The 22,874-nt window shown below is 71.3% G+C and carries 23 protein-coding genes; 15 read left to right on the top strand and 8 right to left on the bottom strand.

The annotated features are described in order from the left end of the window. Positions 1–152 precede the first annotated feature (152 nt). Positions 153–1,676: a TldD/PmbA family protein gene (locus tag ABZ818_RS37135; protein WP_361425001.1), complete on the bottom strand. Its 1,524-nt coding sequence runs from the start codon at positions 1,674–1,676 to the stop codon at positions 153–155. 308 nt (positions 1,677–1,984) lie between these two features. Between ABZ818_RS37135 and fabG the strand changes: the two genes are divergently transcribed. From fabG to ABZ818_RS37150, 3 genes are all read left to right on the top strand, one after another. Beyond that, positions 1,985–2,704 carry a 3-oxoacyl-[acyl-carrier-protein] reductase gene (gene fabG, locus ABZ818_RS37140; protein ID WP_361425004.1) on the top strand — a complete coding sequence of 240 codons (720 nt, stop codon included), beginning with the start codon at positions 1,985–1,987 and terminating at the stop codon, positions 2,702–2,704. A gap of 5 nt (positions 2,705–2,709) precedes the next feature. Further along, a complete protein-coding gene (gene fabI, locus ABZ818_RS37145) occupies positions 2,710–3,477 on the top strand; it encodes an enoyl-ACP reductase FabI (RefSeq protein ID WP_361425007.1) in 768 nt (255 codons plus the stop codon). A gap of 95 nt (positions 3,478–3,572) precedes the next feature. Beyond that, positions 3,573–3,764: a hypothetical protein gene (locus ABZ818_RS37150; protein ID WP_361425010.1), complete on the top strand. Its 192-nt coding sequence runs from the start codon at positions 3,573–3,575 to the stop codon at positions 3,762–3,764. Between the two features lie 333 nt (positions 3,765–4,097). Here the strand turns inward: ABZ818_RS37150 and ABZ818_RS37155 are convergent, their stop codons facing one another. Next, positions 4,098–4,790 carry a FadR/GntR family transcriptional regulator gene (locus tag ABZ818_RS37155; RefSeq protein WP_361425013.1) on the bottom strand — a complete coding sequence of 231 codons (693 nt, stop codon included), beginning with the start codon at positions 4,788–4,790 and terminating at the stop codon, positions 4,098–4,100. Positions 4,791–4,861: 71 nt separating this feature from the next. Between ABZ818_RS37155 and ABZ818_RS37160 the strand changes: the two genes are divergently transcribed. The 4 genes from ABZ818_RS37160 to ABZ818_RS37175 all read left to right on the top strand — a co-directional run bounded on the left by ABZ818_RS37160 (position 4,862) and on the right by ABZ818_RS37175 (position 7,534). After that, positions 4,862–6,229, top strand: a complete 1,368-nt coding sequence (locus ABZ818_RS37160; protein WP_361425016.1) for an MFS transporter — start codon at positions 4,862–4,864, stop codon at positions 6,227–6,229. 49 nt (positions 6,230–6,278) lie between these two features. Beyond that, a complete protein-coding gene (locus ABZ818_RS37165) occupies positions 6,279–6,398 on the top strand; it encodes an SGM_5486 family transporter-associated protein (protein ID WP_361425019.1) in 120 nt (39 codons plus the stop codon). Positions 6,399–6,683: 285 nt separating this feature from the next. Beyond that, on the top strand, positions 6,684–6,893 hold the full coding sequence (locus ABZ818_RS37170; protein ID WP_361425022.1) for a hypothetical protein: 210 nt from the start codon (positions 6,684–6,686) through the stop codon (positions 6,891–6,893). Positions 6,894–7,015: 122 nt separating this feature from the next. Continuing rightward, positions 7,016–7,534, top strand: coding sequence for a histidine phosphatase family protein (locus ABZ818_RS37175; RefSeq protein ID WP_361425025.1), 519 nt, complete (start codon positions 7,016–7,018; stop codon positions 7,532–7,534). A 36-nt stretch (positions 7,535–7,570) separates the two neighbouring features. On the opposite strand, the gene serB is transcribed toward ABZ818_RS37175, so the two are convergent. Next, positions 7,571–8,779: a phosphoserine phosphatase SerB gene (gene serB / locus ABZ818_RS37180; protein ID WP_141362259.1), complete on the bottom strand. Its 1,209-nt coding sequence runs from the start codon at positions 8,777–8,779 to the stop codon at positions 7,571–7,573. Between the two features lie 108 nt (positions 8,780–8,887). Then, complete coding sequence (locus tag ABZ818_RS37185) at positions 8,888–10,882, bottom strand: streptophobe family protein (RefSeq protein ID WP_361425028.1); 1,995 nt, start codon at positions 10,880–10,882, stop codon at positions 8,888–8,890. A 242-nt stretch (positions 10,883–11,124) separates the two neighbouring features. Between ABZ818_RS37185 and ABZ818_RS37190 the strand changes: the two genes are divergently transcribed. Further along, positions 11,125–13,647, top strand: a complete 2,523-nt coding sequence (locus ABZ818_RS37190) for an FHA domain-containing protein (RefSeq protein WP_361425031.1) — start codon at positions 11,125–11,127, stop codon at positions 13,645–13,647. A gap of 82 nt (positions 13,648–13,729) precedes the next feature. Here ABZ818_RS37190 and ABZ818_RS37195 read toward each other — a convergent pair whose 3' ends face one another. After that, on the bottom strand, positions 13,730–14,431 hold the full coding sequence (locus ABZ818_RS37195; RefSeq protein ID WP_361425034.1) for a transglycosylase SLT domain-containing protein: 702 nt from the start codon (positions 14,429–14,431) through the stop codon (positions 13,730–13,732). Positions 14,432–14,897: 466 nt separating this feature from the next. Between ABZ818_RS37195 and ABZ818_RS37200 the strand changes: the two genes are divergently transcribed. The 3 genes from ABZ818_RS37200 to chpE all read left to right on the top strand — a co-directional run bounded on the left by ABZ818_RS37200 (position 14,898) and on the right by chpE (position 17,079). Beyond that, positions 14,898–16,043: a GAF domain-containing sensor histidine kinase gene (locus tag ABZ818_RS37200; RefSeq protein ID WP_361425037.1), complete on the top strand. Its 1,146-nt coding sequence runs from the start codon at positions 14,898–14,900 to the stop codon at positions 16,041–16,043. Next, positions 16,036–16,677, top strand: coding sequence for a response regulator transcription factor (locus ABZ818_RS37205; RefSeq protein ID WP_361425040.1), 642 nt, complete (start codon positions 16,036–16,038; stop codon positions 16,675–16,677). The genes ABZ818_RS37200 and ABZ818_RS37205 overlap by 8 nt, the downstream gene beginning before the upstream one ends. Before the next feature lie 156 nt (positions 16,678–16,833). Then, positions 16,834–17,079, top strand: a complete 246-nt coding sequence (gene chpE, locus ABZ818_RS37210) for a chaplin ChpE (protein ID WP_361425043.1) — start codon at positions 16,834–16,836, stop codon at positions 17,077–17,079. A 102-nt stretch (positions 17,080–17,181) separates the two neighbouring features. On the opposite strand, the gene ABZ818_RS37215 is transcribed toward chpE, so the two are convergent. Continuing rightward, complete coding sequence (locus tag ABZ818_RS37215; protein ID WP_361425046.1) at positions 17,182–17,979, bottom strand: hypothetical protein; 798 nt, start codon at positions 17,977–17,979, stop codon at positions 17,182–17,184. 152 nt (positions 17,980–18,131) lie between these two features. Here ABZ818_RS37215 and ABZ818_RS37220 point away from each other — a divergent pair, with 152 nt between their 5' ends. The 3 genes from ABZ818_RS37220 (at position 18,132) to ABZ818_RS37230 (ending at position 20,498) form a co-directional block, all read left to right on the top strand. Further along, positions 18,132–18,929, top strand: a complete 798-nt coding sequence (locus tag ABZ818_RS37220) for an ABC transporter ATP-binding protein (RefSeq protein ID WP_361425049.1) — start codon at positions 18,132–18,134, stop codon at positions 18,927–18,929. Positions 18,930–18,980: 51 nt separating this feature from the next. Then, positions 18,981–19,412 (top strand): NfeD family protein, encoded by a 432-nt coding sequence (locus ABZ818_RS37225; RefSeq protein WP_361425052.1) that lies wholly within the window; start codon positions 18,981–18,983, stop codon positions 19,410–19,412. A 141-nt stretch (positions 19,413–19,553) separates the two neighbouring features. Further along, complete coding sequence (locus ABZ818_RS37230; protein ID WP_141362274.1) at positions 19,554–20,498, top strand: SPFH domain-containing protein; 945 nt, start codon at positions 19,554–19,556, stop codon at positions 20,496–20,498. A 66-nt stretch (positions 20,499–20,564) separates the two neighbouring features. Here ABZ818_RS37230 and ABZ818_RS37235 read toward each other — a convergent pair whose 3' ends face one another. Then, positions 20,565–21,071 (bottom strand): HNH endonuclease, encoded by a 507-nt coding sequence (locus tag ABZ818_RS37235; RefSeq protein WP_361425056.1) that lies wholly within the window; start codon positions 21,069–21,071, stop codon positions 20,565–20,567. A 164-nt stretch (positions 21,072–21,235) separates the two neighbouring features. Beyond that, positions 21,236–21,775, bottom strand: coding sequence for a YbhB/YbcL family Raf kinase inhibitor-like protein (locus ABZ818_RS37240; protein WP_361425059.1), 540 nt, complete (start codon positions 21,773–21,775; stop codon positions 21,236–21,238). 74 nt (positions 21,776–21,849) lie between these two features. Here ABZ818_RS37240 and ABZ818_RS37245 point away from each other — a divergent pair, with 74 nt between their 5' ends. Then, positions 21,850–22,512 carry a DNA-3-methyladenine glycosylase gene (locus ABZ818_RS37245; RefSeq protein ID WP_361425062.1) on the top strand — a complete coding sequence of 221 codons (663 nt, stop codon included), beginning with the start codon at positions 21,850–21,852 and terminating at the stop codon, positions 22,510–22,512. Positions 22,513–22,874 lie beyond the last annotated feature (362 nt).

Below are 22,874 nucleotides of genomic sequence, written 5' to 3' on the forward strand. Positions count from 1 at the left end.
TGGTGTTCAGGCTGTGCTTTTGCGGGGGACAACCCCCGGACCCCCGGCCGGCTCCGAAACCGACGTTCATCGTCCGGCCTCCTGCGTGGTGTTCAGGCTGTGCTTTTGCGGGGGACAACCCCCGGACCCCCGGCCGGCTCCGAAACCGACGTTCATCGACCGGCCTCCTGCGTGGTGTTCAGAATGCTGACGCCCTTGAAGAGGGCCGACGGGCAGCCGTGCGAGACCGCCGCGATCTGGCCCGGCTGGGCCTTGCCGCAGTTGAAGGCGCCGCCCAGGACATACGTCTGCGGTCCGCCCACGGCCGCCATGGAGCCCCAGAACTGGGGCGTGATCCCCTGGTAGGCGAAGTCCCGGACCTGCCCGTCGAGGCGGCCGTTGCGGATCCGGTACGCCCGCTGACCCGTGAACTGGAAGTTGTAGCGCTGCATGTCGATCGACCAGGACCGGTCCCCGACGACGTAGATCCCGCGGTCGACGCTCCCGATGAGATCCTCGGTCGACAGCCCGGCCGGGTCGGGCTGGAGCGACACGTTCGCCATCCGCTGCACGGGCACATGGCCGGGCGAGTCGGCGAAGGCGCATCCGTTGGACCGCTCGAACCCGGTCAGCTGCGCGATCCTGCGGTCCAGCTGGTAGCCGACCAGCGTGCCGTCCCTGACCAGGTCCCAGGACTGCGCCTCGACGCCCTCGTCGTCGTAGCCGACGGTGGCCAGGCCGTGCTCGGCGGTGCGGTCGCCGGTGACGTTCATCAGCTCGGAGCCGTACTTCAGCTTGCCCAGCTGGTCGAAGGTGGCGAAGGAGGTGCCGGCGTAGGCGGCCTCGTAGCCGAGGGCCCGGTCCAGCTCGGTGGCGTGGCCGATGGACTCGTGGATGGTCAGCCACAGGTTGGAGGGGTCGACGACCAGGTCGTAGAGACCCGCCTCGACGCTCGGCGCGCGCATCTTCTCGGCGAGCAGCCCGGGAATCCGCTCCAGCTCGCCCTCCCAGTCCCAGCCGGTGCCGGTGAGGTACTCCCAGCCCCGCCCGACGGGCGGGGCGAGGGTGCGCATCGAGTCGAACTCGCCGCTGGAGTCGTCCACCGACACGGCGGTCAGCTGCGGATGCAACCGCACCCGCTGCTGCGTGGTCACGGTCCCGGCGGTGTCGGCGTAGAACTTGTTCTCGTGCACGGTCAGCAGCGAGGCGTCGACATGGTCGACGCCGTCGGCGGCGAGCAGCCGCGCGCTCCACTCTGCGAGCAGCCCCGCCTTCTCCTCGTCGGGCACGGTGAAGGGGTCGATCGCATACGAGGACACCCAGGTCTTCTCGGCGTGCACCGGCTCGTCCGCCAGCTTCACGTACTCCTCGGACCCCGCGGCCTTGATGACCTGCGCCGACAGCTTGGCCATCGCGACCGCCTGCGAGGCGACCTTGGCGGCCGCGTCCGGCGTCAGGTCCACCCCCGAGGCGAACCCCCAGGTCCCGCCGTGCACGACACGCACCGCGTATCCCAGGTCGGTGCTGTCCGACGACCCGGCGAGCCGGGCGTCCCTGAGCCGCCAGGACGCACCGCGCACCCGCTCGAACCGGAAGTCCGCGTGCTCGGCCCCCAATGAACGCGCGCGTGCCAGGGCGGCGTCCGCGAGGAGCCGTAGGGGCAGGGCGAGGAACGACTGATCGACTTCGTGGGGCACGGGCGGGCTTCCCTTCGAGGCGCTCTCCTGTGATGGCCGTCGCGGGCAGTGAATCACGTCGCCCGCGTCGTGTTCCTCCGAGTAAGCGACAGGGGGACGGGCGGACCTTTCGGCGAACGTCCCGGCACGGGGGACTGGCCAGGTCCTTCCGACTGTAGGAACCCGACAGGAGCCGGGGAGAGCCACTGTCGGTGCCCGATTGCCCGGTGGCGTGGCCGGACCGATAGGTTTTCGGTGAAGCCGCCTGTCATCGAGGTGTTCGGGCGGGTTGTCGGAATGCTTCAGACCGCTATCGAAAGGGTGATCCGTTGAGCCGCTCGGTTCTCGTCACCGGAGGCAACCGGGGCATCGGCCTCGCCATCGCCCGCGCGTTCGCGGACGCCGGCGACAAGGTCGCCATCACCTACCGTTCAGGGGAGCCGCCGGCCGCCCTCAAGGAAATGGGCTGCCTCGCCGTCAGGTGCGACATCACCGACCCCGAGCAGGTGGAGCAGGCCTACAAGGAGATCGAGGCCGAGCACGGCCCCGTCGAGGTCCTCGTCGCCAACGCCGGCGTCACCAAGGACCAGCTCCTGATGCGCATGTCCGAGGAGGATTTCACCTCGGTCCTCGAGACCAACCTCACCGGCACCTTCCGGGTCGTCAAGCGGGCCAACCGCGGCATGCTGCGCGCCAAGAAGGGCCGCGTCGTGCTGATCTCCTCGGTGGTCGGTCTGCTCGGCTCGGCGGGCCAGGCCAACTACGCCGCCTCCAAGGCCGGCCTGGTCGGCTTCGCGCGGTCCCTCGCCCGTGAGCTGGGCTCGCGCAACATCACCTTCAACGTCGTCGCCCCCGGTTTTGTGGACACCGACATGACCCGGGCGCTCTCCGACGAACAGCGCGAGAACATCATGGGGCAGGTGCCGCTCGGCCGTTACGCGCAGCCGGAGGAGATCGCCGCGGCAGTGCGTTTCCTCGCCTCGGACGACGCCTCGTACATCACTGGAGCCGTCATTCCCGTTGACGGCGGACTGGGAATGGGTCACTGATCACCATGAGCGGAATCCTCGAGGGCAAGCGCATCCTGATCACGGGTGTGCTGACGGAGTCCTCCATCGCCTTCCACACCGCCAAGCTGGCCCAGGAGCAGGGCGCCGAGATCATCCTGACCGCGTTCCCGCGGCCCACGCTGACCGAGCGCATCGCCAAGAAGCTCCCGAAGCCGACCAAGGTCATCGAGCTCGACGTCACCAACGACGAGCACCTGGGCCGTCTGGCCGACGTCGTCGGCGAGGAGCTCGGCGGCCTCGACGGCGTCGTCCACTCCATCGGCTTCGCGCCGCAGGACGCGCTCGGCGGCAACTTCCTCAACACGCCGTTCGAGTCGGTCGCCACGGCCATGCACGTCTCGGCGTTCTCGCTGAAGTCGCTGACCATGGCCTGCCTGCCGCTGATGCAGAACGGCGGCTCGGTCGTCGGCCTCACCTTCGACGCCCAGTACGCCTGGCCGCAGTACGACTGGATGGGCCCGGCCAAGGCCGCCCTGGAGGCGACCAGCCGCTACATGGCGCGCGACCTGGGCAAGCAGAACATCCGCTGCAACCTCATCTCGGCGGGCCCGCTCGGCTCCATGGCCGCCAAGTCCATCCCGGGCTTCAGCGACCTGGCCTCGGTGTGGGACACCCGCTCCCCGCTGGAGTGGGACCTGAAGGACCCCGAGCCGGCCGGCCGGGGCATCGTGGCCCTGCTGAGCGACTGGTTCCCGAAGACCACCGGCGAGATCATCCACGTCGACGGCGGTCTGCACGCCATCGGCGCGTGACGCCGCGCCGCTGAGCTTCAGCGACGTTCGAGGGCCCGCACCCCGGGGTGCGGGCCCTCCGCCGTTCTCGCGTCCGCAGTGCAGCCCCGCCGACCGTGGCCGTCGTTCTCGCGCTGCCGCTGCCGCTGCCGCTGCCGCTGCCGTCGTACGGGCCATCGCTGCCGTTCGGGGCGACGCCGCGCACGCGTGCGCGTGCCGGGCTGCCCGCGGCGCCGGAGCCGTACGGCGCCGGCTGCCGCGCCACCGTCTCCGGCTCCCAGGCGACCGCGTACTGCCACAACCCGTAACCCGGGACCGGCCGCGCCGGCCCGCACATCGAGTGCGACCGTGGTGGGACCCCGACGGCGACACCTCCCCGGTGGCCGTGGGACCCGCGTGGGCCGTCCGGACGACCGGCCGCTGCGGGAAGGATGTGCGCCAGTGCTGTGACCGGAAAGGTTTGCCGGAAAGCTCGCGGCGTCTGGTGCGGTGCATCGCAAGGCGGAGCGTCGCCCGCGTACTGGATGTACTCGGGTGACGCGACAACGCGGCGTGGGGGTACCCCCGGCCGAAGGCTGGGGGAGTGCCGTGCCGGGCGTCGCGAGCCGGTGAACCCTTCCGGTCGCAGCACTCGGTCCGGGTCACCTGCCGGCGGGCGAAGTGATCCGGCCCGTGCGGCACAGCAGCGCGTAGCTCGCGGCCTCGGCGGCGGCCGTCTCGGCGTCGCCCGCGCGGATCGCGTCGAGCAGCCGGGTGTGGTCCATGTACGTCTCCGGCGTCAGTTCCGCGCCGACGTCCGCGCGCAGCCAGTCCCGCAGCACCTCGCCCAGATCCGCGTACGTCGCCGTCATGACGTCGTTGTGGGACGCGGCCACCACCGCCAGGTGGAACGTGGCGTCCGCGGTCACGAACGCCTCCGTGTCACCGGACTCCCAGGCCTGCTCGCGACGCAGGAACTGCGCGTGGAGCTGCTTGAGGTCCTTCTCGGTGCGCCGCTCCGCGGCCAGCCCGGCCGCGGCCGACTCCAGCGCGGAACGCAGCTCGGCGATGTGCCGCGGATCGGCATCGGCGAACCTGCGGTGCATCACGCCCGCCAGCTCGCTGGTCGCCACGACGTACGTGCCCGAACCCTGGCGGATGTCCAGCAGGCCGTTGTGGGCCAGCGCCCGGACCGCCTCGCGGACCGTGTTGCGGGCCACACCGAGCTGCGCCACCAGCTCCGGCTCCGTCGGGATGCGGGAGCCGACCGGCCACTCGCCCGTGGTGATCTGGCTGCGCAGGGCGGCGATGACCTGTTCGGACAGCGCCGACCGGCGCGGATGGTTCAGTGGCATGGCACACCTAACGTACGCGGGACCCGGGGCCAGGACCCCGAGGCGTCGACAACCAATCATCCCATCATTCTATGATGGTTCTCATGCCACGCGAGGAAACGACCCGCACGACGACACGGACGACCGAACGCATCCCGGCCGCGACCACCGATTCCCGGGACATCCCGGAGCCGGAACCGCACGGACGACGAGCGCCCGGTGGCGGCGCCACGCGCGCGTGGACCACGCGCCTGGTCGTCGTCGGACTCGAGCTGACCGCGCTGAACCTCCGCCCAGCCATCACCAGCCTCGGCGCGCTCCTGGAGGAGGTCCGCCACGGGCTCGGCATGAGCGGCAGCGTGGCCGGAGTGCTCACCTCCGTGCCCCCGCTCTGCTTCGCCGTCTTCGGCGTCATGGCACCCCGGCTGGCCCGCCGTTTCGGGCCGGCCGCCGTGGTGTGCTCGGGCATGGTCGCCATCGCCGCCGGACTGGTGATACGGCCCTACGTGGGCAGCACGGCCGCGTTCGTCGCCGCCAGCGCGCTGGCCCTCATGGGCATCGCCGTCAGCAACGTCCTGATGCCGGTCATCGTCAAGCGCTGGTTCCCCGACCGGGTCGGCACCATGACCGGCCTGTACTCGATGGCCCTCGCCCTCGGCACCTCGACCGCCGCCGCGGTGACCGTGCCGCTGACCGGGGCGCTCGGCGGCAGCTGGCGGTCCGGACTCTCCGTGTGGGCACTGCTCGCCGCGGCGGCGGTGCTGCCGTGGCTGCCGGTGGTACGGGACCGGTCCCGCACCACCGCGCAGGCGCCGGCCCACACCGGACCCGCGTCCGGGGAAGCGGCCCGCGCGCGGGAGGCGCAGGCCCCGGCGCTGCGCATCACCCGGAGCCGTACCGCCTGGGCCCTGGCCGTCTTCTTCGGGCTCCAGGCCACCGCCGCCTACATCACCATGGGCTGGATGGCGCAGATCTTCCGGGACGCGGGCGTCCCCGCCGGCAAGGCCGGACTGCTCCTCGCCGTCACCATGGCGATGGGCGTGCCGCTGGCCTTCGTCATCCCGCGCCTGGCCACCCGGCTGCCCCACCAGGGCCCGATCGTGCTGGTGCTCGGCGTCTGCGGCCTGATCGGCTACGCCGGTCTCTACCTCGCGCCCGCCACCGGCTCCTGGGCCTGGGCCCTGCTCCTCGGCATCGCCAACTGCGCCTTCCCGCTCGCGCTCACGATGGTCGGCATGCGGGCCAGGACCGGTCCGGGCGTGGCCCAGCTGTCGGCGTTCGCGCAGAGCACCGGCTACCTGATCTCCATCCCGGGTCCGCTGCTGGTGGGCGTCCTGTACCAGAGCAGCGGCGGCTGGGGGCTGCCCATCGCGCTCATGGCCGGACTGATGGTGCCGCAGATGGTGGTCGGCTACGTGGCGGGCCGCGACCGCACGGTGGAGGACGAGGCGGCGCGCTGAGGCGGCCCCGCGGGCCGCGTACCGGGCGAAGGGTGCGAGACTGGGGCGCATGCAGCCTGTGCTCGACCCGAACCCCAAGAACGGCCAGAGGAAGATGCTGTTCGTCCTCGGCACGTTCTTCGCCATCTTCGTGATCATCGCCATCGTCGCCACCCTCGCGGCGCCGTGACCGATCCGCCGCCGCGGCCTCGCGCCGCGGCGGCGGTCGCTTTCCCCGCGCGCGGTGACGCCTTCCCGCCGTGACCCCCGCGCCGTACGTGCGTCCCGTGACGCCCGCGCGTCCGTGCGCCGGCTCCTCAGGGTCGATGGTGGGGATAACCCCCCATCCCCTAGGGGGTGAGGGTCAGGGGCAAGTGGGTGGATCACCGGATGGGCCGGGGAGCGCGGATTCCGTAGCTTCGAGATGTGACCGCGAGAGGCGGTCCGCGGAACTCGGAGACCAGCGGAGGCGATCATGTCGGCGCGTACGCACACCCGGCCCCACCCGGCGACCACGGGCGCCGGCGTCGACTCCCGGCTGCCGTGGTGGGCCCTGGCCCTGCCGGTGCTGGCGTTCGTCGCGCTGCTCCTCCTGATACGCAACCCGGCGGACGCACAGGCGGCAGCCGGCGACCCCGCGCTCACCCAGCTGTTCCGGCACGCCCGGGAACTGCTCGCCCGCTGACGCCCCACGGAGGCGCCCCGGACACCGTCCCCGGGGCACGGGCCCGTGCCGCCCGCTGCCCCTGAAAAGGCGCATGTCAACTCCCTGCGCCCCGTGGCCTGTTTCATGCGAAGCTGGGACGCATGAGCGTCGCAGAACCCCGCAGGATTGTCCTCTTCCGGCATGCGAAAGCCGACTGGCCGCAGGTGGCCGACCACGAACGACCACTCGCCGAGCGGGGCCGCACGGACGCCGCAGTCGCCGGGCGCAAGCTGGCCGACGCCGGTGTCCCCGTCGACCTGGCCCTGTGCTCGACCGCGACCCGAACCCGCGAGACCTGGAAGCTCGCCGTCCACGAGTTGCCGCATCGGCCGAAGACCGTCTACGAGGAGCGGGTCTACGACGCCTCGCCCGGCGAGCTGATCACCGTCCTCAACGAGACGCCGGACGATGTGCGGAGCGTGATCCTCATCGGCCACAACCCGGGCATCCAGGGCCTTGCCGAGGTGCTGTCCGGCTCGGCCGAGGGTGACGCCCGCGAGCGGATGAACCGCCGTGGGTTCCCGGCTGCCGCGTTCGCCGTGGTGTCCTTCGACGGCTCCTGGAAGGCCCTGGAGCCGGGCGTGGCGACACTGCTCGACTACTGGGCGCCGTCGGAGTAGCCCGACGGCGCTGCGGGAGGCGGCCGCGCGGACCGCTCAGCTCTCCTCGTGCGCGTCCGCCGCCTCGACCTCTTCGCGGGTGACCCCGAGCAGGTAGAGGACGGTGTCGAGGAACGGCACGTTCACCGCGGTGTGCGCCGCCTCCCGCACCACCGGCTTGGCGTTGAAGGCGACCCCGAGACCGGCCGCGTTCAGCATGTCCAGGTCGTTCGCGCCGTCACCGATCGCCACCGTCTGCGACAGCGGAACGCCCGCCTCGGCGGCGAACCGGCGCAGCAGTCGCGCCTTGCCCGCCCGGTCGACGATCTCGCCGGTGACCCGGCCGGTCAGCTTCCCGTCGACGATCTCCAGGGTGTTGGCCTGCGCGAAGTCCAGCCCGAGCCGTTCCTTCAGGTCGTCCGTGACCTGGGTGAAGCCGCCCGAGACGACACCGACCTGGTAACCGAGCCGCTTGAGCGTACGGATCAGGGTGCGCGCGCCCGGCGTCAGGCGCACCTCGCTGCGCACCTTGTCCACCACGGAGGCGTCCAGCCCCTCCAGCAGTGCCACGCGCGCGTGCAGCGACTGCTCGAAGTCCAGCTCGCCGCGCATCGCCGCCGCCGTCACCTCGGCGACCTTGTCCTCGCAGCCGGCGTGCCCGGCGAACAGTTCGATCACCTCGTCCTGGATGAGCGTGGAGTCCACGTCCATGACGACCAGGCGCTGGGCCCGCCGGTGCAGGCCGGCCCCGACGACCGCGACATCGACACCGAGTGCCGCGGCCTCCGTCGCGAGAGCGGTGCGCAGCGGCTCCGTCTCCACGCCGGACACCGCGAACTCCACCGCCGTCACCGGGTACTTGGCCAGCCGGAAGATACGGTCGATGTTGCCGCCGGCCCGGGTGATCCGCGCGGCGATCCGGGCGGTCGCCTCCGCGGTGAGCGGGTGGCCGAGAACGGTGACCAGGGAGCGCCCGAGGCCGCGCGGCCGGTTGTCGCCGCGGCCGGAGATGATCTCCGCCTGCATCTTCATCGACTCGGCCCAGCTGTGCACGGTGGCCCGCAGGTCGCCCTCCAGCGCGGCGGGCGGCTGGGTGACGAGCGCGCACAGCACGATCCGGCCACGGGTGACGACCTGCTCGATGTCGACCACGTCGACGGAGTAGGCGGCGAGGGTGTCGAAGAGACCGGCCGTGATGCCCGGCCTGTCCTTCCCGAAGATCTTGACGAGAAGGGTGGGATCGGCAGAGGTCTGCGAAGCGCTCATGGTGCTTCCACCGTATCCGGCACCCAGTGCCCGCTGCCCCTCAGGTCCGCCTGACGGACAGCGAACAACACGTGTCCACCGGACGACGGCCTCGCCACCGTCCGGCGCTCACTTCTTCGGAGACCGGGGCGGCCCGGGCGGAGGCGGCGGCCCATCGTCCTGCGCTCCCGGCGGCCGCTTCGGCGGCCGCGGGGGCGGGGGCGGGAGCGGCCGCACAGGCCCCACCACCGTCGGCGCCCCGTACACGTCGTCCCCCGAACCCGCCGGCCGGTCCCGCCCACCGTCCGGTCCGTCCGGTCGGTCCGGTCCTTCCGGCTCGGTGGAGTCCGCCCAACCGGACTGGCCTCGGCCGTCCTGCGGACCCGGCCGGGCCCGCCCGCCGCCGGGTCCGCCCGCCTCGGCGGACTCCGCCCCACCGGACAGCCCGCGGCCGTCCGGTGGGCGTGCGTCCCGTGGGCGGGATTCCTCAGGACGGGCGTCCTGTGGGGCTCGTAGCTCGTCCGGCAGGCGCAGGTACGGGTTGGTGGACGGGTTCGGCGGGCGGTACGGCGTCGCCGGTGCGTAGGGGGTCCCCGAGGCGTGGGGACCGGGTCCGCCCGTACGGCCGGGCCGCCCGGCCTCGTTCGCGGCGGTCCATATGTCGTGACCGGCTCCCTCCGCAGCCCAGGCCCCCGAGGCGCCCCCTTCCGCGACTGCCCTGTCACCCCGCGCCAAGGGCGCCGCACGGCTGCCGGCGGCTCCGGTCGCGCTCGCCAGCAGGGCGCCCACGGCGCCCGCGCCGGCCCCCCACACGGCGCCGAGCAGCAGCGCCGTGCCCAGATGCCCGCGCAACTCCACCCCGGCGCCGAACGCGTCGAAGCCGAGGACGGACAAGGACGCGTCCACCGACACCTCCGCCGGCCACGCGAGCAGCGGCAGCGCCAGCGCGGTGGCGATACCCAGCCGCAGCGCGCACCGCCCGGCGAAGCCGAGGGGGCTGCGGCCCGGCGCCGCCCCCACCGGAGTCCGTACCGCCGTCAGCACCCCCGCCAGCAGCATCGCCAGCGCCGCCGCGACGCCCAGCAGCCACACCCGGCCGTCCAGGTCGGCCAGACGGGACAGCGTGACCGGCTGGTCGGAGTGCGCCGTCAGCAGCCTGCCCAGCGGGTCCGGCAGGAGCCCGGTCAGTTCACCGGTCGCCCTGCCGTCCCAGGGGACGAAGAGGCCGATCGTGATGCCGAGCCACACCCCGTTGGGGGTGCCGAGCAGTGCCGCGCCCGCGATGCGCCGGGGATGGTCGTCGCCGATCGCGGCGTACGCGGCCGCCGCGAGACCCGCCGCCACGACGACCATCAGCATCGTGACGAGCGCCGACACGGCGGGCCGCACCACCCGGTGCACGGCCTCCCAGCCGCGCGGCAGCGGCGTGCGGCGCGAGGCGAGCAGCGCGATCAGCAGGACCCCGGCCGACCAGGCGAGCCCGCCCAGCAGGGTCGGCGCCGTGTCGACGGTGAAGCCGACCGCCGCCTTGGCGTCGATGAGCCTGCCGATGCGGTCGGGCAGGAGCCCGCCGATGTCCCCCAGGTCGCCGAGCCCCGGAATGCTCACGTCGCCGGATCCCGCGCCGCCCGGCAGCCTGCCGAGCCCGAGCGCGCCCCCGTCGATCGTGACGACGTCGTGGCCCGCCCAGGCCAGCCCGCCCACCACCGCCACGAACAGCGCCACCACCGCGCCCGCCCGGGCCAGGAGTTCGGCGGGGGCGATCACAACTCCCGCCGCGCGCAGGGACCGTAGGAAGAACCACGACAGCAGCAGCGCACCGACCAGGCTCACCCCGAGTGGCGTGATCTGGAGGGCGGTGTGCGCTTCGGCGCCTTTCAGGCCGAACGCGGACACGTCACCGGACGGCGTGACCGAACCACCCGCCCCAAGTGCCACCACCGCGGCGGTCATCGGCCCGAGCGAACCCGCCGCGTCGGCCCGCAGCAGATGCAGACCGAGCGCGGCCGTGCCCGCCATGCCGATCAACGCCCAGCTCACAGAGGCGATCGCGGACAGCAGCACGTCGAGCCATGGCAGGCGCGCACCGTGCCTCGCGGTCCCGACGTCCGTGGCAGCGCTCATGGCAGACCCCCCGATCCGCGGCGCGGCCCGGCCGCCGCGCATGTCCCCCTCGCGTGAAATACCACTCTCCGGCGGGGTTTCAACCCCGTCGGCGAAAAAGCAGCCGAAGCGGACGTACACACTCTTCACAAGGCCCGGCTTTCGGTCAGTGGGCTGAGCCTGAAATAGTTCCCCACGATGTTCGACATCCCTAGACTCCCCGCGACGGGGGCAACTCGGGGGACAACTCAGTGGGGCTTGGAGTGCCGGAACTCGTACTTGAAACCAATGGACGGACCTGGACGCTCGACCCGTCCCGGTCCTACACCCTGGGACGCGATCCGCAGGGGGACATCGTGTTCGACGACGCCAGGGTCTCCTGGCGTCACGCCACGGTCAGCTTCAACGGCCGCAGTTGGGTCATCGAGGACCACGGCAGCACCAACGGCACCTTCGCGCAGGGCCGTCGGATCCACCAGCTGGAACTCGGGCCGGGTGCGGCCGTGCACCTCGGCAACGCGACCGACGGGCCGCTGCTGAGCCTTTCCGGCGCCGCGGCCCCGGCGGCGACGCCGCAGGCCCAGCCGCAGCAACAGCCGTACGCGGCGCAGGGGGCGAACCCCGGCTGGGCGCAGCAGGCGCCGCAGCAGCAGTCCCCGCAGGCCGGTTGGCAGGAACCGCAGCAGGGGCAGCAGACGCCGTCGATCCCGCACCAGCAGGGCTCCGGCAGCGGTGCGGGGGCGCCGCCGGTCTACGGCGACCGCAGCCCGACGACCTTCCACCAGTTCTCGCTCGGCCGCGTGATGCGCATCGGCCGTGCCCTGGAGAACGACCTGGTCGTCTCCGACCTCCAGGTCTCCCGCAACCACGCGGAGTTCCACGCCACGCCCGACGGCCGCTTCGAGATCCGAGATCTGGGCTCGCACAACGGCACGTACGTCAACGGCCACCCGGTCCCCAAGGGCGGCTCGGTGCAGCTCGGCCCGGCGGACATCGTCGGCGTCGGCCACTCGACGTTCCGGATCGTCGGCGACCGGCTGGAGGAGTTCGTCGACACCGGCGAGGTGTCCTTCTCCGCCCGCCACCTGACCGTGACGGTCGACGGCGGCAAGCAGATCCTGCGGGACGTCTCCTTCGGTGTTCCGGAGAAGTCGCTGGTCGGGGTCATCGGCCCGTCCGGTTCCGGCAAGTCGACGTTGCTGAAGGCGCTCACCGGCTACCGGCCCGCCGACCAGGGCGAGGTCCTCTACGACCACCGGAACCTCTACAAGCACTTCGCCGAGCTGCGCCAGCGCATCGGCCTGGTCCCGCAGGACGACATCCTGCACAAGGAACTGGCCGTGAAGAAGGCCCTGAAGTACGCGGCCAAGCTGCGCTTCCCGGCCGACACCACGGCGGCCGAGCGCGAGGCCCGCATAGACGAGGTGCTGCGTGAGCTGAAGCTGGACGTCCACAAGGACAAGAAGGTCACCTCCCTCTCGGGCGGTCAGCGCAAGCGTGTCTCGGTGGCCCTGGAGCTGCTCACCAAGCCGTCGCTGATCTTCCTGGACGAGCCGACCTCCGGTCTCGACCCGGGCATGGACCGCGATGTCATGCAGCTGCTGCGGGGACTCGCGGACGACGGCCGCACGGTCCTCGTCGTCACCCACTCCGTGGCCGAGCTGGCCCTGTGCGACAAGCTCCTTGTGATGGCGCCGGGCGGCGCCGTGGCCTACTTCGGCCCGCCGGAGGAGGCGCTGAACTTCTTCGGCTACGACACCTGGGCCGATGTGTTCTCCGCCTTCGAGAACTACCGTGACTACGACTGGGCGGGACGCTGGAAGGGCTCGCAGCACTACCAGATGTACGCCGCGGACATCGACGCCGTCGAGCCGCAGGCCGTACACATGCCTCCGCCGCAGGCCATCAGGCCGCCCAAGCCGCAGGGCTGGGGCTCGCAGCTGATGACCCTGATCCGGCGGTACGTGTCGGTGATCGCCTCCGACAAGGGCTTCCTGGCGCTGTCGGTGATCCTGCCGGCGGTGCTCGGCGCGGTCAGCCTGCTCATCGACCACAACCGCGGTCTGCTGGTCAACGAGCAGATCAACCGGACGACGGGACTGCACGTCCCGAACGGCACGGCGACCACGGTGCTGCTGATCCTCGCGGTCGGCGCCTGTTTCGCGGGCGCCGCGAACTCCGTCCGTGAGCTGATCAAGGAACGGGTCATCTACGAGCGGGAACGCGCCACCGGCCTGTCCCGCTCGGCGTACCTGATGTCCAAGGTGGTCGTGCTCGGCGCGGTCACGTTGATCCAGGGCCTGATGGTCGGCGTGATCGGCTTCTCCAGCCGCGAGATCCCCGAAAAGGGCCTGATCCTGGGGAACGCCACGCTGTTCGAGCTGTGCCTGCCGATCATGGCGCTCGGCTTCACCTCGATGATGTTCGGCCTGGTCATCTCCTCACTGGTGAAGACCGCCGAGAAGACCATGCCGCTGCTGGTGATGTTCGCCATCATCCAGGTCGTGTTCACCGGCTGCCTGTTCACGCTGAACGGAACCATCGGCGTCAACGAGTTCTCGTACCTGATGCCGTCGCGCTGGGCGGTGGCCGCCGCCGGCACCACGCTGGACTTCAACAACATCGCCCCGAACACCGACGACCCGACCAGCACCGACCCGCTGTGGGACCACACGGCCTCCGCCTGGGGCATCGACATGGTCGCGCTGATCGCGCTCGGTGTCGTGTGCGGCTTCCTGGTGGCGCGCTTCCTGCGCCGCCACGAGCCGGAGGTCATGCGCAAGTAACCGCGCCGCGCCACGGCACGAAGGGCGGCACCCCGCAACGGGGTGCCGCCCTTCGGCGTGCTGTCAGAGGTCCGCGCCGGCCTCAGTACGCGCTGTTGACGCGGTCGATGGAGCCGTACCGGTGCGCCGCGTAGTTGGCGGCGGCGGTGATGTTGGCGACCGGGTCGTAGATGTTCTTGGACGTGCCGGGGACGTGGTACGCGTTGAAGGTCGGGCCGATGACCTGGAGCAGACCCTTGGACGGGATGCCGTTGCGCGCGTTGATGTCCCAGTTGTTGATGGCGTTCGGGTTGCCCGAGGACTCCCGCATGATGTTGCGGTGCAGGCCGTTGTAGGAGCCGGGGATGTTGTGCTGCTTCATGACGGCGAGCGCCTGCCGGATCCAGCCGTCCAGGTTGTTGCCGTAGCTGGTGTGGACGGCGACCGTCTGCATCTGCGGGCGCTTGGCGGACCGGCTCGCGGTCTGCTTGGCCTCGTGCGCGGCCTTGGCCTTGTGCAGGACGGCGGCCTGGGCCTGCTGCTTCGCGGCGGCCTGCTTCTGGGCCGCGATGGCCTGGATCTTCACGCTCTCGCCCGCGAGCTGGTCGGTGACGCTGGCCTTGACGCCCTGGATCGGCCGGGAGCCGAGCTGCACCGGGGCGGCGGCGACGCTGTTCGCCGGTTCGGCCTGGCTGGGCACGGCCGAGAAGGCCACGGCGGCCGCACCGAGGACGGCGACACCGGCGACGGCGATCCTGCGGGGCTGGGCCAGGGCACGACGGTGACGACGGGAGTTTGCGGGCATGGCGAATAGACCTCTTCGAGTAGCTCGGAGGTCGCTCTCCGGACTGCGGGAGGGGGTCCGTCCCACACAATCGCCGCGAGTGGAAACCCGCGGCGTTGAGCGACGAGAGCAATTCTTAGCGGCCGCAAAATGCCCTGGCAAAGGTGTGACGTACGAAGCCGGATAGTGGAGCGGAACGGACGAAATGGGACAGACGGGATCATCTGTCCCGTTCGTGATGGGGGGTCTGTCTCCTATGTCCGTTCGTACGTGACTTGCGTCCTATGGGTGCGCTCACATCGGGGGAGAGGTTTTCTCACCGTTGGTTGCCGCTGCAACGCACTGGGTGAGCGGTTTTTGGGGGCGCCGTACGCGCCGCCGCCCCCGGCCTGTCCGGTACTGGGCCGCTGGACCTAGGTCCAGCGGCCGGGGTGCGGCCGTCGCAGGGCCGATCCGCGCCGTCACCCCCCGCCGGTACCGTGAGGACATGAGTCAAGGCCCCAGGTCCGGCCTCGCCGCGGTGAGCGCCGCGCTGCTGGCCATGAGCAGGCATCTGGAGGTGCGCGACGTCCTGAAGACGATCGTCGCCTCGGCCCGCGAACTGCTCGACGCGCAGTACGCCGCCCTCGGCGTACCGGACGACCACGGCGGCTTCGCCCAGTTCGTGGTCGACGGGGTCAGCGACGAGCAGTGGCAGGCCATCGGCCCGCTCCCGCGCCAGCACGGCATCCTCGCCGCGATGCTGCACGAGGCCCGCGCCGAGCGCCTGGCGGACCTGCGCGAGGACCCGCGCTTCGAGGGCTGGCCCGCCGCCCACCCGGAGATGTCCGACTTCCTGGGCCTGCCGATCCGCGACGGCGACGAGGTCATCGGCGCCCTGTTCCTGGCGAACAAGAACTGCGAGAGGCCCCGGGACGGCTGCGGCTTCACCGAGGAGGACGAGGAACTGCTCGCCATCCTCGCCCAGCATGCCGCGATCGCCCTCACCAACGCCCGCCTCTACGAACGCAGCCGCGAGCTGACCATCGCCGAGGAGCGCTCCCGCCTCGCCCACGAACTGCACGACGCGGTCAGCCAGAAACTGTTCTCCCTGCGCCTGACCGCCCAGGCCGCCACCGCCCTCGTCGACCGTGATCCGGCGCGTGCCAAGGGCGAATTGCAGCAGGTCGCCGTCCTCGCCGCCGAGGCCGTCGACGAACTGCGCGCCGCCGTCGTGGAGCTGCGCCCCGCCGCCCTCGACGAGGACGGCCTGGTCGCCACCCTCCGCACCCAGATCCAGGTCCTCGACCGCGCCCACAGCGCGCGTGTCACCTTCACCACCCGCGGCATCCGCGCCCTGCCGGCCGCGCAGGAGGAGGCCATGCTCCGCGTCGCCCAGGAAGCCCTGCACAACGCGCTGCGGCACGCGCGGGCGGACCACGTCGACGTCACCCTGGACCGCCGCGGCTACGGCGCCGTCCTGCGGATCACCGACGACGGCACCGGCTTCGACCCGAAGGCGGTGCGCCGCGCGGGCCGCCACCTCGGCCTGGTGTCCATGCGGGACCGGGCGAGCGGGGCCGGCGGACGGCTGACGGTGGAATCGGAGCCCGGCAAGGGCACCGCGATCGAGATGGAGGTCCCCGGTGGCTGACACAATCAAGGTGCTGCTCGTCGACGACCACCAGGTGGTCCGCCGGGGTCTGCGCACCTTTCTGGAGGTGCAGGACGACATCGAGGTCGTGGGCGAGGCGGCGGACGGCGCCGAGGGAGTAGCCCGCGCCGAGGAACTGAGGCCCGACGTCGTCCTCATGGACGTCAAGATGCCCGTCATGGACGGGGTCGAGGCGCTGCGCCGGCTCCGCGAACTCGACAACCCCGCGCGCGTGCTGATCGTCACCAGCTTCACCGAGCAGCGCACGGTGGTCCCGGCGCTGCGCGCGGGCGCCGCCGGCTACGTCTACAAGGACGTGGACCCCGACGCGCTCGCCGGCGCCATCCGCTCGGTGCACGCCGGGCACATCCTCCTCCAACCGGAGGTCGCGGGCGCCCTGTTGTCCCAGGAGGAGAGCAACTCCGGCCAGAGCCGCGGAACGTCACTGACGGAGCGGGAGCGGGAGGTGCTCGGCCTGATAGCCGACGGCCGCTCGAACCGCGAGATCGCCCGGGCCCTGGTGCTCTCCGAGAAGACCGTCAAGACACATGTGTCGAACATCCTGATGAAGCTCGACCTCGCGGACCGTACCCAGGCCGCGCTGTGGGCCGTACGACACGGCGTGAGCGGCTGACTCCGCCTGCGGACGGCAATTCGGAGGGTCCCGCTCCGGACTGAGATTCATACCGTCGTGGGAATGTCCCCCGGATGGCGCAACCTTCGTGCGGCCCGGCCGTTCTCCAGTGCGTGCCGCGGCGACTGCCGCGGCGATCACCAGGAGGGGTCAGAAGTGAAGAACCTGAAGAAGGCAGCGGCCGTGACGATGGTGGCCGGGGGGCTCGTGGCCGCCGGCGCCTCGATGGCCTCCGCCACCGACGGTGCCTGGGCGGGCGGTGCCGCCAAGGGCTCCCCCGGCGTCGTCTCGGGCAACGTCGTCCAGGCCCCGATCCACATCCCGGTCAACGCCGTCGGCAACAGCGTCAACGTCATCGGCGTCCTGAACCCCGCCTTCGGCAACCTCGGCCTCAACCACTGAGCCATCTCAACCACTGAGCCATCTCGACCGACGGCCTCCTGGCTCCCCCCAGGAGGCCGTTTCGCCGTCCGCGGGCAGTCTCGACGCCGGTCACGCCACTCGTCAGCTCGCCCCTTTGTCCCGCTTCTCCCGCTCCTCCACCACCGAGTTGTACGCCGCCACCTGCGCCCGCCGAGCCGTCCGCTCCACCGGCCGCAGCGCGGCCCCCCGCGCCGCCATCTCGGACGCGCTCACCGCGCCCCCGTGCCCGTTCTCGTACGCCAGCGAGACCAGCAGCGCCACCCGCCGCGCCAGCTCCAGCACCCGCACCGCCCGGGGCGGATACCCCGGTGCCAGAACCTCCTGCCCCCGCTCGGCCCGCGCCCGGTACGCGTCGATCGCCGCCTCCGCCACCGGCCCCGATCCGGCCACGTCCAGCCGCGACAGCACCGAAGTCGCCTCCCGCAGCGCCTCCGCCAGTTCCCGCTCGGCCTCGCCCAGCGACGGCACATCGGCCGGCGACGCCTCGCGCACGGGCAGCACGTGCCACAGCACCTCCGCGTGCACATCGCCCTTGGGCCCGGCCTCGTGCACCTGGGGCACCAGCCCGAAAGCGGCCCCGTGGCAGAGCACCGCCTCCCCGGCCTCCAGCGCCCGCGCGTTGAACTCCGGCGGCCCGCTCAGCCCCAGCGGATGCCCCGGCGCGGGCAGCGCCACCCGCAGCGCGCCCACCCCGAGCCGCCGCAGCCGCCCCAGCGCCAACGTGAGCCCGACCGGCCCCGACTCCCCGGGCAGCCCTTCCACTCGATGGACGGCGTCGTCCCCGACGATGGCGAGCACGGCGTCGTCCGGCGAGACATATCCGGACAAGAGGGAGTTTCCCCAAGAGGCGAGGCGTCCAGAGCGCGGTTCCGAGAGCATGCCTCCACCCTAAGGACCGGACCGATGGAACGGCCCGCCCGGCTCGTGGCGTAGATTCGGTCAGGGCTGCGCCCACCGGCGCGGCGGACCCAGCCACAGGCGTACGCGACAGCCGAGACCGGCGGCACACTGCAAGGGGAGACAACGCGCTCATGAGCGATGTTCTGGAGCTTCAGGACGTATCCGTGGTCCGTGAGGGCCGGGCTCTCGTGGACCAGGTCTCCTGGTCGGTCAAGGAGGGTGAGCGCTGGGTCATCCTCGGCCCCAACGGCGCCGGCAAGACCACCCTGCTGAACGTCGCCTCCACCTACCTCTTCCCCAGCAGCGGCACCGCCACCGTCCTCGGCGAGACGCTCGGCAAGCCCGGCACCGACGTCTTCGAGCTGCGTCCCCGCGTCGGCATGGCGGGCATCGCCCTGGCCGAGAAGCTCCCCAAGCGCCAGACCGTGCTCCAGACCGTGCTGACCGCCGCCTACGGCATGACCGCCGGCTGGCAGGAGGAGTACGAGGACGTCGACGAGCAGCGCGCCCGCGCCTTCCTCGACCGCCTCGGCATGAGCGACTACCTGGACCGCAGGTTCGGCACCCTCTCCGAGGGCGAGCGCAAGCGCACCCTGATCGCCCGCGCCCTGATGACCGACCCCGAACTGCTCCTGCTCGACGAGCCCGCCGCCGGTCTCGACCTCGGCGGCCGCGAGGACCTGGTCCGCCGCCTCGGCCGGCTCGCCCGGGACCCGATCGCCCCTTCGATGATCATGGTCACCCACCATGTCGAGGAAATCGCCCCCGGCTTCACCCACGTCCTGATGATCCGCCAGGGCAAGGTCCTCGCCGCCGGCCCGCTGGAGCTCGAACTCACCTCCCGCAACCTCTCCCTGTGCTTCGGTCTCCCGCTCGTCGTCGAACAGGTCGGTGACCGCTGGACCGCGCAGGGACTGCCGCTGTCCTGAACCCACTCCGCACCCTGTCCGCCGTCACCGGCCGCGGCCTAACATGACCATGTGAACAACATCGACGCATGGGTGTGGTGGCTGGTCGGCGCGGCGGCGCTCGGAATCCCGCTCGTGGTGACCGCGATGCCGGAATTCGGCATGTTCGCGGTGGGGGCGGTCGCCGCCGCGGCCGTGGCGGGCTTCGGCTTCGGCGTCGTCGTCCAGGTGCTCACCTTCGTCGTCGTCTCGGTCGCCCTCATCGCCGTCGTCCGGCCCATCGCGGCCCGGCACGGCAAGCAGCGCCCCGAACTGGCCACGGGAGTGGACGCGTTGAAGGGCAAGCAGGCCGTCGTCCTGGAACGCGTCGACGGGGCCGGCGGCCGTATCAAGCTCGCCGGGGAGATCTGGTCGGCACGCGCGCTCGACGCGGACCACGTCTACGAAGCCGGCGAACAGGTGGACGTCGTGGACATCGAGGGCGCCACCGCCGTCGTCATGTGACCTCGCACCAAAGGCGACAACGCAAGTGGACCGAACAGGCCGCGAGTTGGGCAACGGTCTGTCAGACTCGACCAGCAAGATCTTCGACAACCGTAAGATCTTCCGAAAGAGCCGAGGCGGAGAAGGGTACGGGCAGCAACGATGGCACCGGTCATCATCGTTCTGATCATCCTGGTGGTGTTGGTCTTCATCGCCCTGATCAAGACGATCCAGGTCATCCCACAGGCGAGCGCCGCCATCGTCGAGCGCTTCGGCCGCTACACACGGACACTGAACGCGGGCCTCAACATCGTCGTCCCGTTCATCGACACCATCCGCAACCGCATCGACCTGCGTGAACAGGTCGTGCCGTTCCCGCCGCAGCCGGTGATCACCCAGGACAACCTGGTCGTGAACATCGACACCGTCATCTACTACCAGGTGACCGACGCCCGCGCCGCCACCTACGAGGTCGCCAGCTACATCCAGGCCATCGAGCAGCTCACGGTCACCACTCTGCGCAACATCATCGGCGGCATGGACCTGGAGCGCACCCTGACCTCTCGCGAGGAGATCAACGCGGCCCTGCGCGGCGTCCTCGACGAGGCCACCGGCAAGTGGGGCATCCGCGTCAACCGCGTCGAGCTGAAGGCCATCGAACCGCCCACCTCCATCCAGGACTCGATGGAGAAGCAGATGCGCGCCGACCGCGACAAGCGCGCCGCGATCCTCACCGCCGAAGGTACGCGCCAGGCCGCCATCCTCACCGCCGAGGGCGAGAAGCAGTCCCAGATCCTGCGTGCCGAGGGTGAGGCCAAGGCCGCCGCCCTGCGCGCCGAGGGCGAGGCCCAGGCCATCCGCACCGTCTTCGAGTCCATCCACGCCGGAGACCCCGACCAGAAGCTGCTCTCCTACCAGTACCTCCAGATGCTCCCGAAGATCGCCGAGGGCGACGCCAACAAGCTCTGGATCGTGCCCAGCGAGATCGGCGACGCCCTCAAGGGCCTGTCCGGAGCCATCGGCAACTTCGGTTCCCTGGGCGGCGCTCCGAGCGGCGGCAACGCCCCCGCGGCCACCGAACGCCGCGAGAAGCCGTCCATCGACTGACCCGCCCGGTCCGTCATGTCAGTGGGGCCCGCCTTCGCTACGAAGGCGGGCCCCACTGACGTATGCCTATGCGGCCGACCGGGCCAGCCAGGCGGGAAGCGCCTCGAACTCCTCCTGCCCCAGCGCCAGAAGCATCGCGTCCGCGGGCGTCGGCTCGAACGGCTCCCGCAGCAGCGGCATCCCGGCCTGCTCCGGAGTCCGGTCCGCCTTGCGGTGGTTGTCCTCCGCGCACGAGGCCACCGTGTTCAGCCAGGTGTCCTGCCCGCCCCGCGACCGCGGCACCACGTGGTCCACGGTCGTCGCGCGCCGCCCGCAGTACGCGCACCGGTGCCGGTCCCGTACCAGCACACCCCGCCTCGACCACGGAGCCTGTCTTCGGAACGGCACCCTCACATACCGGCACAGCCGTATGACCCGGGGCGCGGGGATGTCGACCTCGGCACCACGCAGCCGCAGCTCCGGATGGGCCTGCTCGACCACGGCCTTCGACTGGAGCACCAACACGACCGCTCGCTTCAGCGTCACCGTCGACAGCGGCTCGAAGCTCGCGTTCAGTACCAGCGTGTCCCGCATCCCAGCCCACCTCCCAAGAGCGCCGGCCCACCCCCTGGCGGGCTGGATCAACTCTGGCCGGGCTCGCCGGGATGGACAACGCAATAAAAATGCCCGCCCCCGGCCACGTCCAAGACCAGAAGCGGGCAAACGTTCAGTGAACGGCGGCCTGCGCGCCGTGCGGCTCAGCCCTCGGCGGGATTCTCGTACTCACCGATCAGCTGGGCGCGCGCCAGCGTGTGGAAGCGCAGGTTGAAGCCCACTACCGCGGGCGAGGCGTCCGAGTCCGGACCGAGCTCGTCCTGGTCCACGGCGTACACCGTGAACACATACCGGTGCGGTCCGTCCCCGCGCGGCGGCGCGGCACCGCCGAAGTCCTTCGTGCCGTAGTCGTTGCGCGCGTGCACGGCGCCCTTGGGTAGCCCCACGAAGGCGCCGCCGCCCGCACCCGCGGGCAGCTCCGTCACCGAGGCCGGGATGTCGAACACCACCCAGTGCCAGAACCCGCTGCCCGTCGGGGCGTCCGGGTCGTAGCAGGTCACGGCGAAACTCTTGGTCTCCGGCGGGAAACCCGTCCAGCGCAGCTGCGGGGAGGTGTTCCCGCCCGCATGGACCTGAGCGTCCCCGAGCGTCGCGCCCTCCCGGACGTCGGCGCTCGTGACCGTGAAGGACGGCACGGGCGGATGGAAGTCGTGGGGGAGCGGCCGCCGCTTGAGCTCGGTCACCTCGGTACCTCCTGATCGGTTCCTGGATGATTCCCGATCAATGATCCCATCCGGCTGGACTACGCTCGTGAGCCGTGATCGCGCCCTCGGACCGTACGCCGCTGCCCAGAGAGTTCTTCGACCGCCCCGTCGTGGAGGTCGCTCCCGATCTGCTGGGCCGCGTCCTGCTGCGTACGACCCCCGACGGCCCGATCGCCCTGCGCCTGACGGAGGTCGAGGCCTACGACGGCCCGAACGACCCCGGCTCCCACGCCTTTCGAGGCCGCACGGCCCGCAACGGGGTGATGTTCGGTCCCCCCGGCCACGTATACGTCTACTTCACCTACGGCATGTGGCACTGCATGAACCTGGTGTGCGGACCGGAAGGCAGGGCGAGCGGAGTCCTGCTCCGCGCCGGCGAGATCGTCGAGGGCGCCGAGCTGGCCCGCGCCCGCCGCCTCTCGGCCCGCAACGACAGGGATCTGGCCAAAGGTCCGGCCCGTCTGGCCATGGCCCTGGACGTGGACCGAACCCTCGACGGCACCGACGCCTGCGCCGCCGGCGACACCCCTATACGGATGCTGACCGGTACGCCCGTCCCCTCCGACCAGGTACGCAACGGCCCGCGCACCGGAGTGGCCGGCGAGGGCGGCAATGGCGACGTCCACCCGTGGCGCTTCTGGGTCGCCGACGACCCGACGGTGAGCCCGTACCGGGCCCATGTGCCGAGACGCCGCCGAAGCCGGCTGGGGAGTTGACTCGCCCGCGGAAGGTGCGTAACGTGGCCCAAGCCGCTGAACCGGGTACGGCGATCGCCTGCAGCCGGAGCGGCCAACCCACTACCTGACGATCACCCCTTCAGCGGGGTCGTCTTCGGTGCGCCCGCGTATCCGAATTCGAACTCGCAAGGACTCGATTATGAGTCGCCGGGGAAATCGGCTAGCGTAGTGAATGTCGAAAGACCGACGGGCGAAAGCCCAAAAGTCCAGGACAAACCCCGCTGACTGGGGGTCAGGTCGAAAAAGGATCTGATAGAGTCGGAAACACCGAAGGGAAGCGCCCGGAGGAAAGCCCGAGAGGGTGAGTACAAAGGAAGCGTCCGTTCCTTGAGAACTCAACA

The sequence above is a fragment of the Streptomyces sp. NPDC047453 genome, assembly GCF_040643155.1.
Taxonomy (GTDB): domain Bacteria; phylum Actinomycetota; class Actinomycetes; order Streptomycetales; family Streptomycetaceae; genus Streptomyces.

Bases quoted from the DNA above. Each gene is read 5' to 3' on its own strand.
- ABZ818_RS37175 (WP_361425025.1), top strand. From the start codon at position 7,016: ATGAGCGTCGCAGAACCCCGCAGGATTGTCCTCTTCCGGCATGCGAAA.
- ABZ818_RS37215 (WP_361425046.1), bottom strand. From the start codon at position 17,979: ATGCTCTCGGAACCGCGCTCTGGACGCCTCGCCTCTTGGGGAAACTCC.
- ABZ818_RS37165 (WP_361425019.1), top strand. From the start codon at position 6,279: ATGCAGCCTGTGCTCGACCCGAACCCCAAGAACGGCCAGAGGAAGATG.
- ABZ818_RS37185 (WP_361425028.1), bottom strand. From the start codon at position 10,882: ATGAGCGCTGCCACGGACGTCGGGACCGCGAGGCACGGTGCGCGCCTG.
- fabI (WP_361425007.1), top strand. From the start codon at position 2,710: ATGAGCGGAATCCTCGAGGGCAAGCGCATCCTGATCACGGGTGTGCTG.
- ABZ818_RS37195 (WP_361425034.1), bottom strand. From the start codon at position 14,431: ATGCCCGCAAACTCCCGTCGTCACCGTCGTGCCCTGGCCCAGCCCCGC.
- ABZ818_RS37220 (WP_361425049.1), top strand. From the start codon at position 18,132: ATGAGCGATGTTCTGGAGCTTCAGGACGTATCCGTGGTCCGTGAGGGC.
- ABZ818_RS37160 (WP_361425016.1), top strand. From the start codon at position 4,862: ATGATGGTTCTCATGCCACGCGAGGAAACGACCCGCACGACGACACGG.
- ABZ818_RS37230 (WP_141362274.1), top strand. From the start codon at position 19,554: ATGGCACCGGTCATCATCGTTCTGATCATCCTGGTGGTGTTGGTCTTC.
- ABZ818_RS37170 (WP_361425022.1), top strand. From the start codon at position 6,684: ATGTCGGCGCGTACGCACACCCGGCCCCACCCGGCGACCACGGGCGCC.
- ABZ818_RS37200 (WP_361425037.1), top strand. From the start codon at position 14,898: ATGAGTCAAGGCCCCAGGTCCGGCCTCGCCGCGGTGAGCGCCGCGCTG.
- ABZ818_RS37235 (WP_361425056.1), bottom strand. From the start codon at position 21,071: ATGCGGGACACGCTGGTACTGAACGCGAGCTTCGAGCCGCTGTCGACG.
- serB (WP_141362259.1), bottom strand. From the start codon at position 8,779: ATGAGCGCTTCGCAGACCTCTGCCGATCCCACCCTTCTCGTCAAGATC.
- ABZ818_RS37155 (WP_361425013.1), bottom strand. From the start codon at position 4,790: ATGCCACTGAACCATCCGCGCCGGTCGGCGCTGTCCGAACAGGTCATC.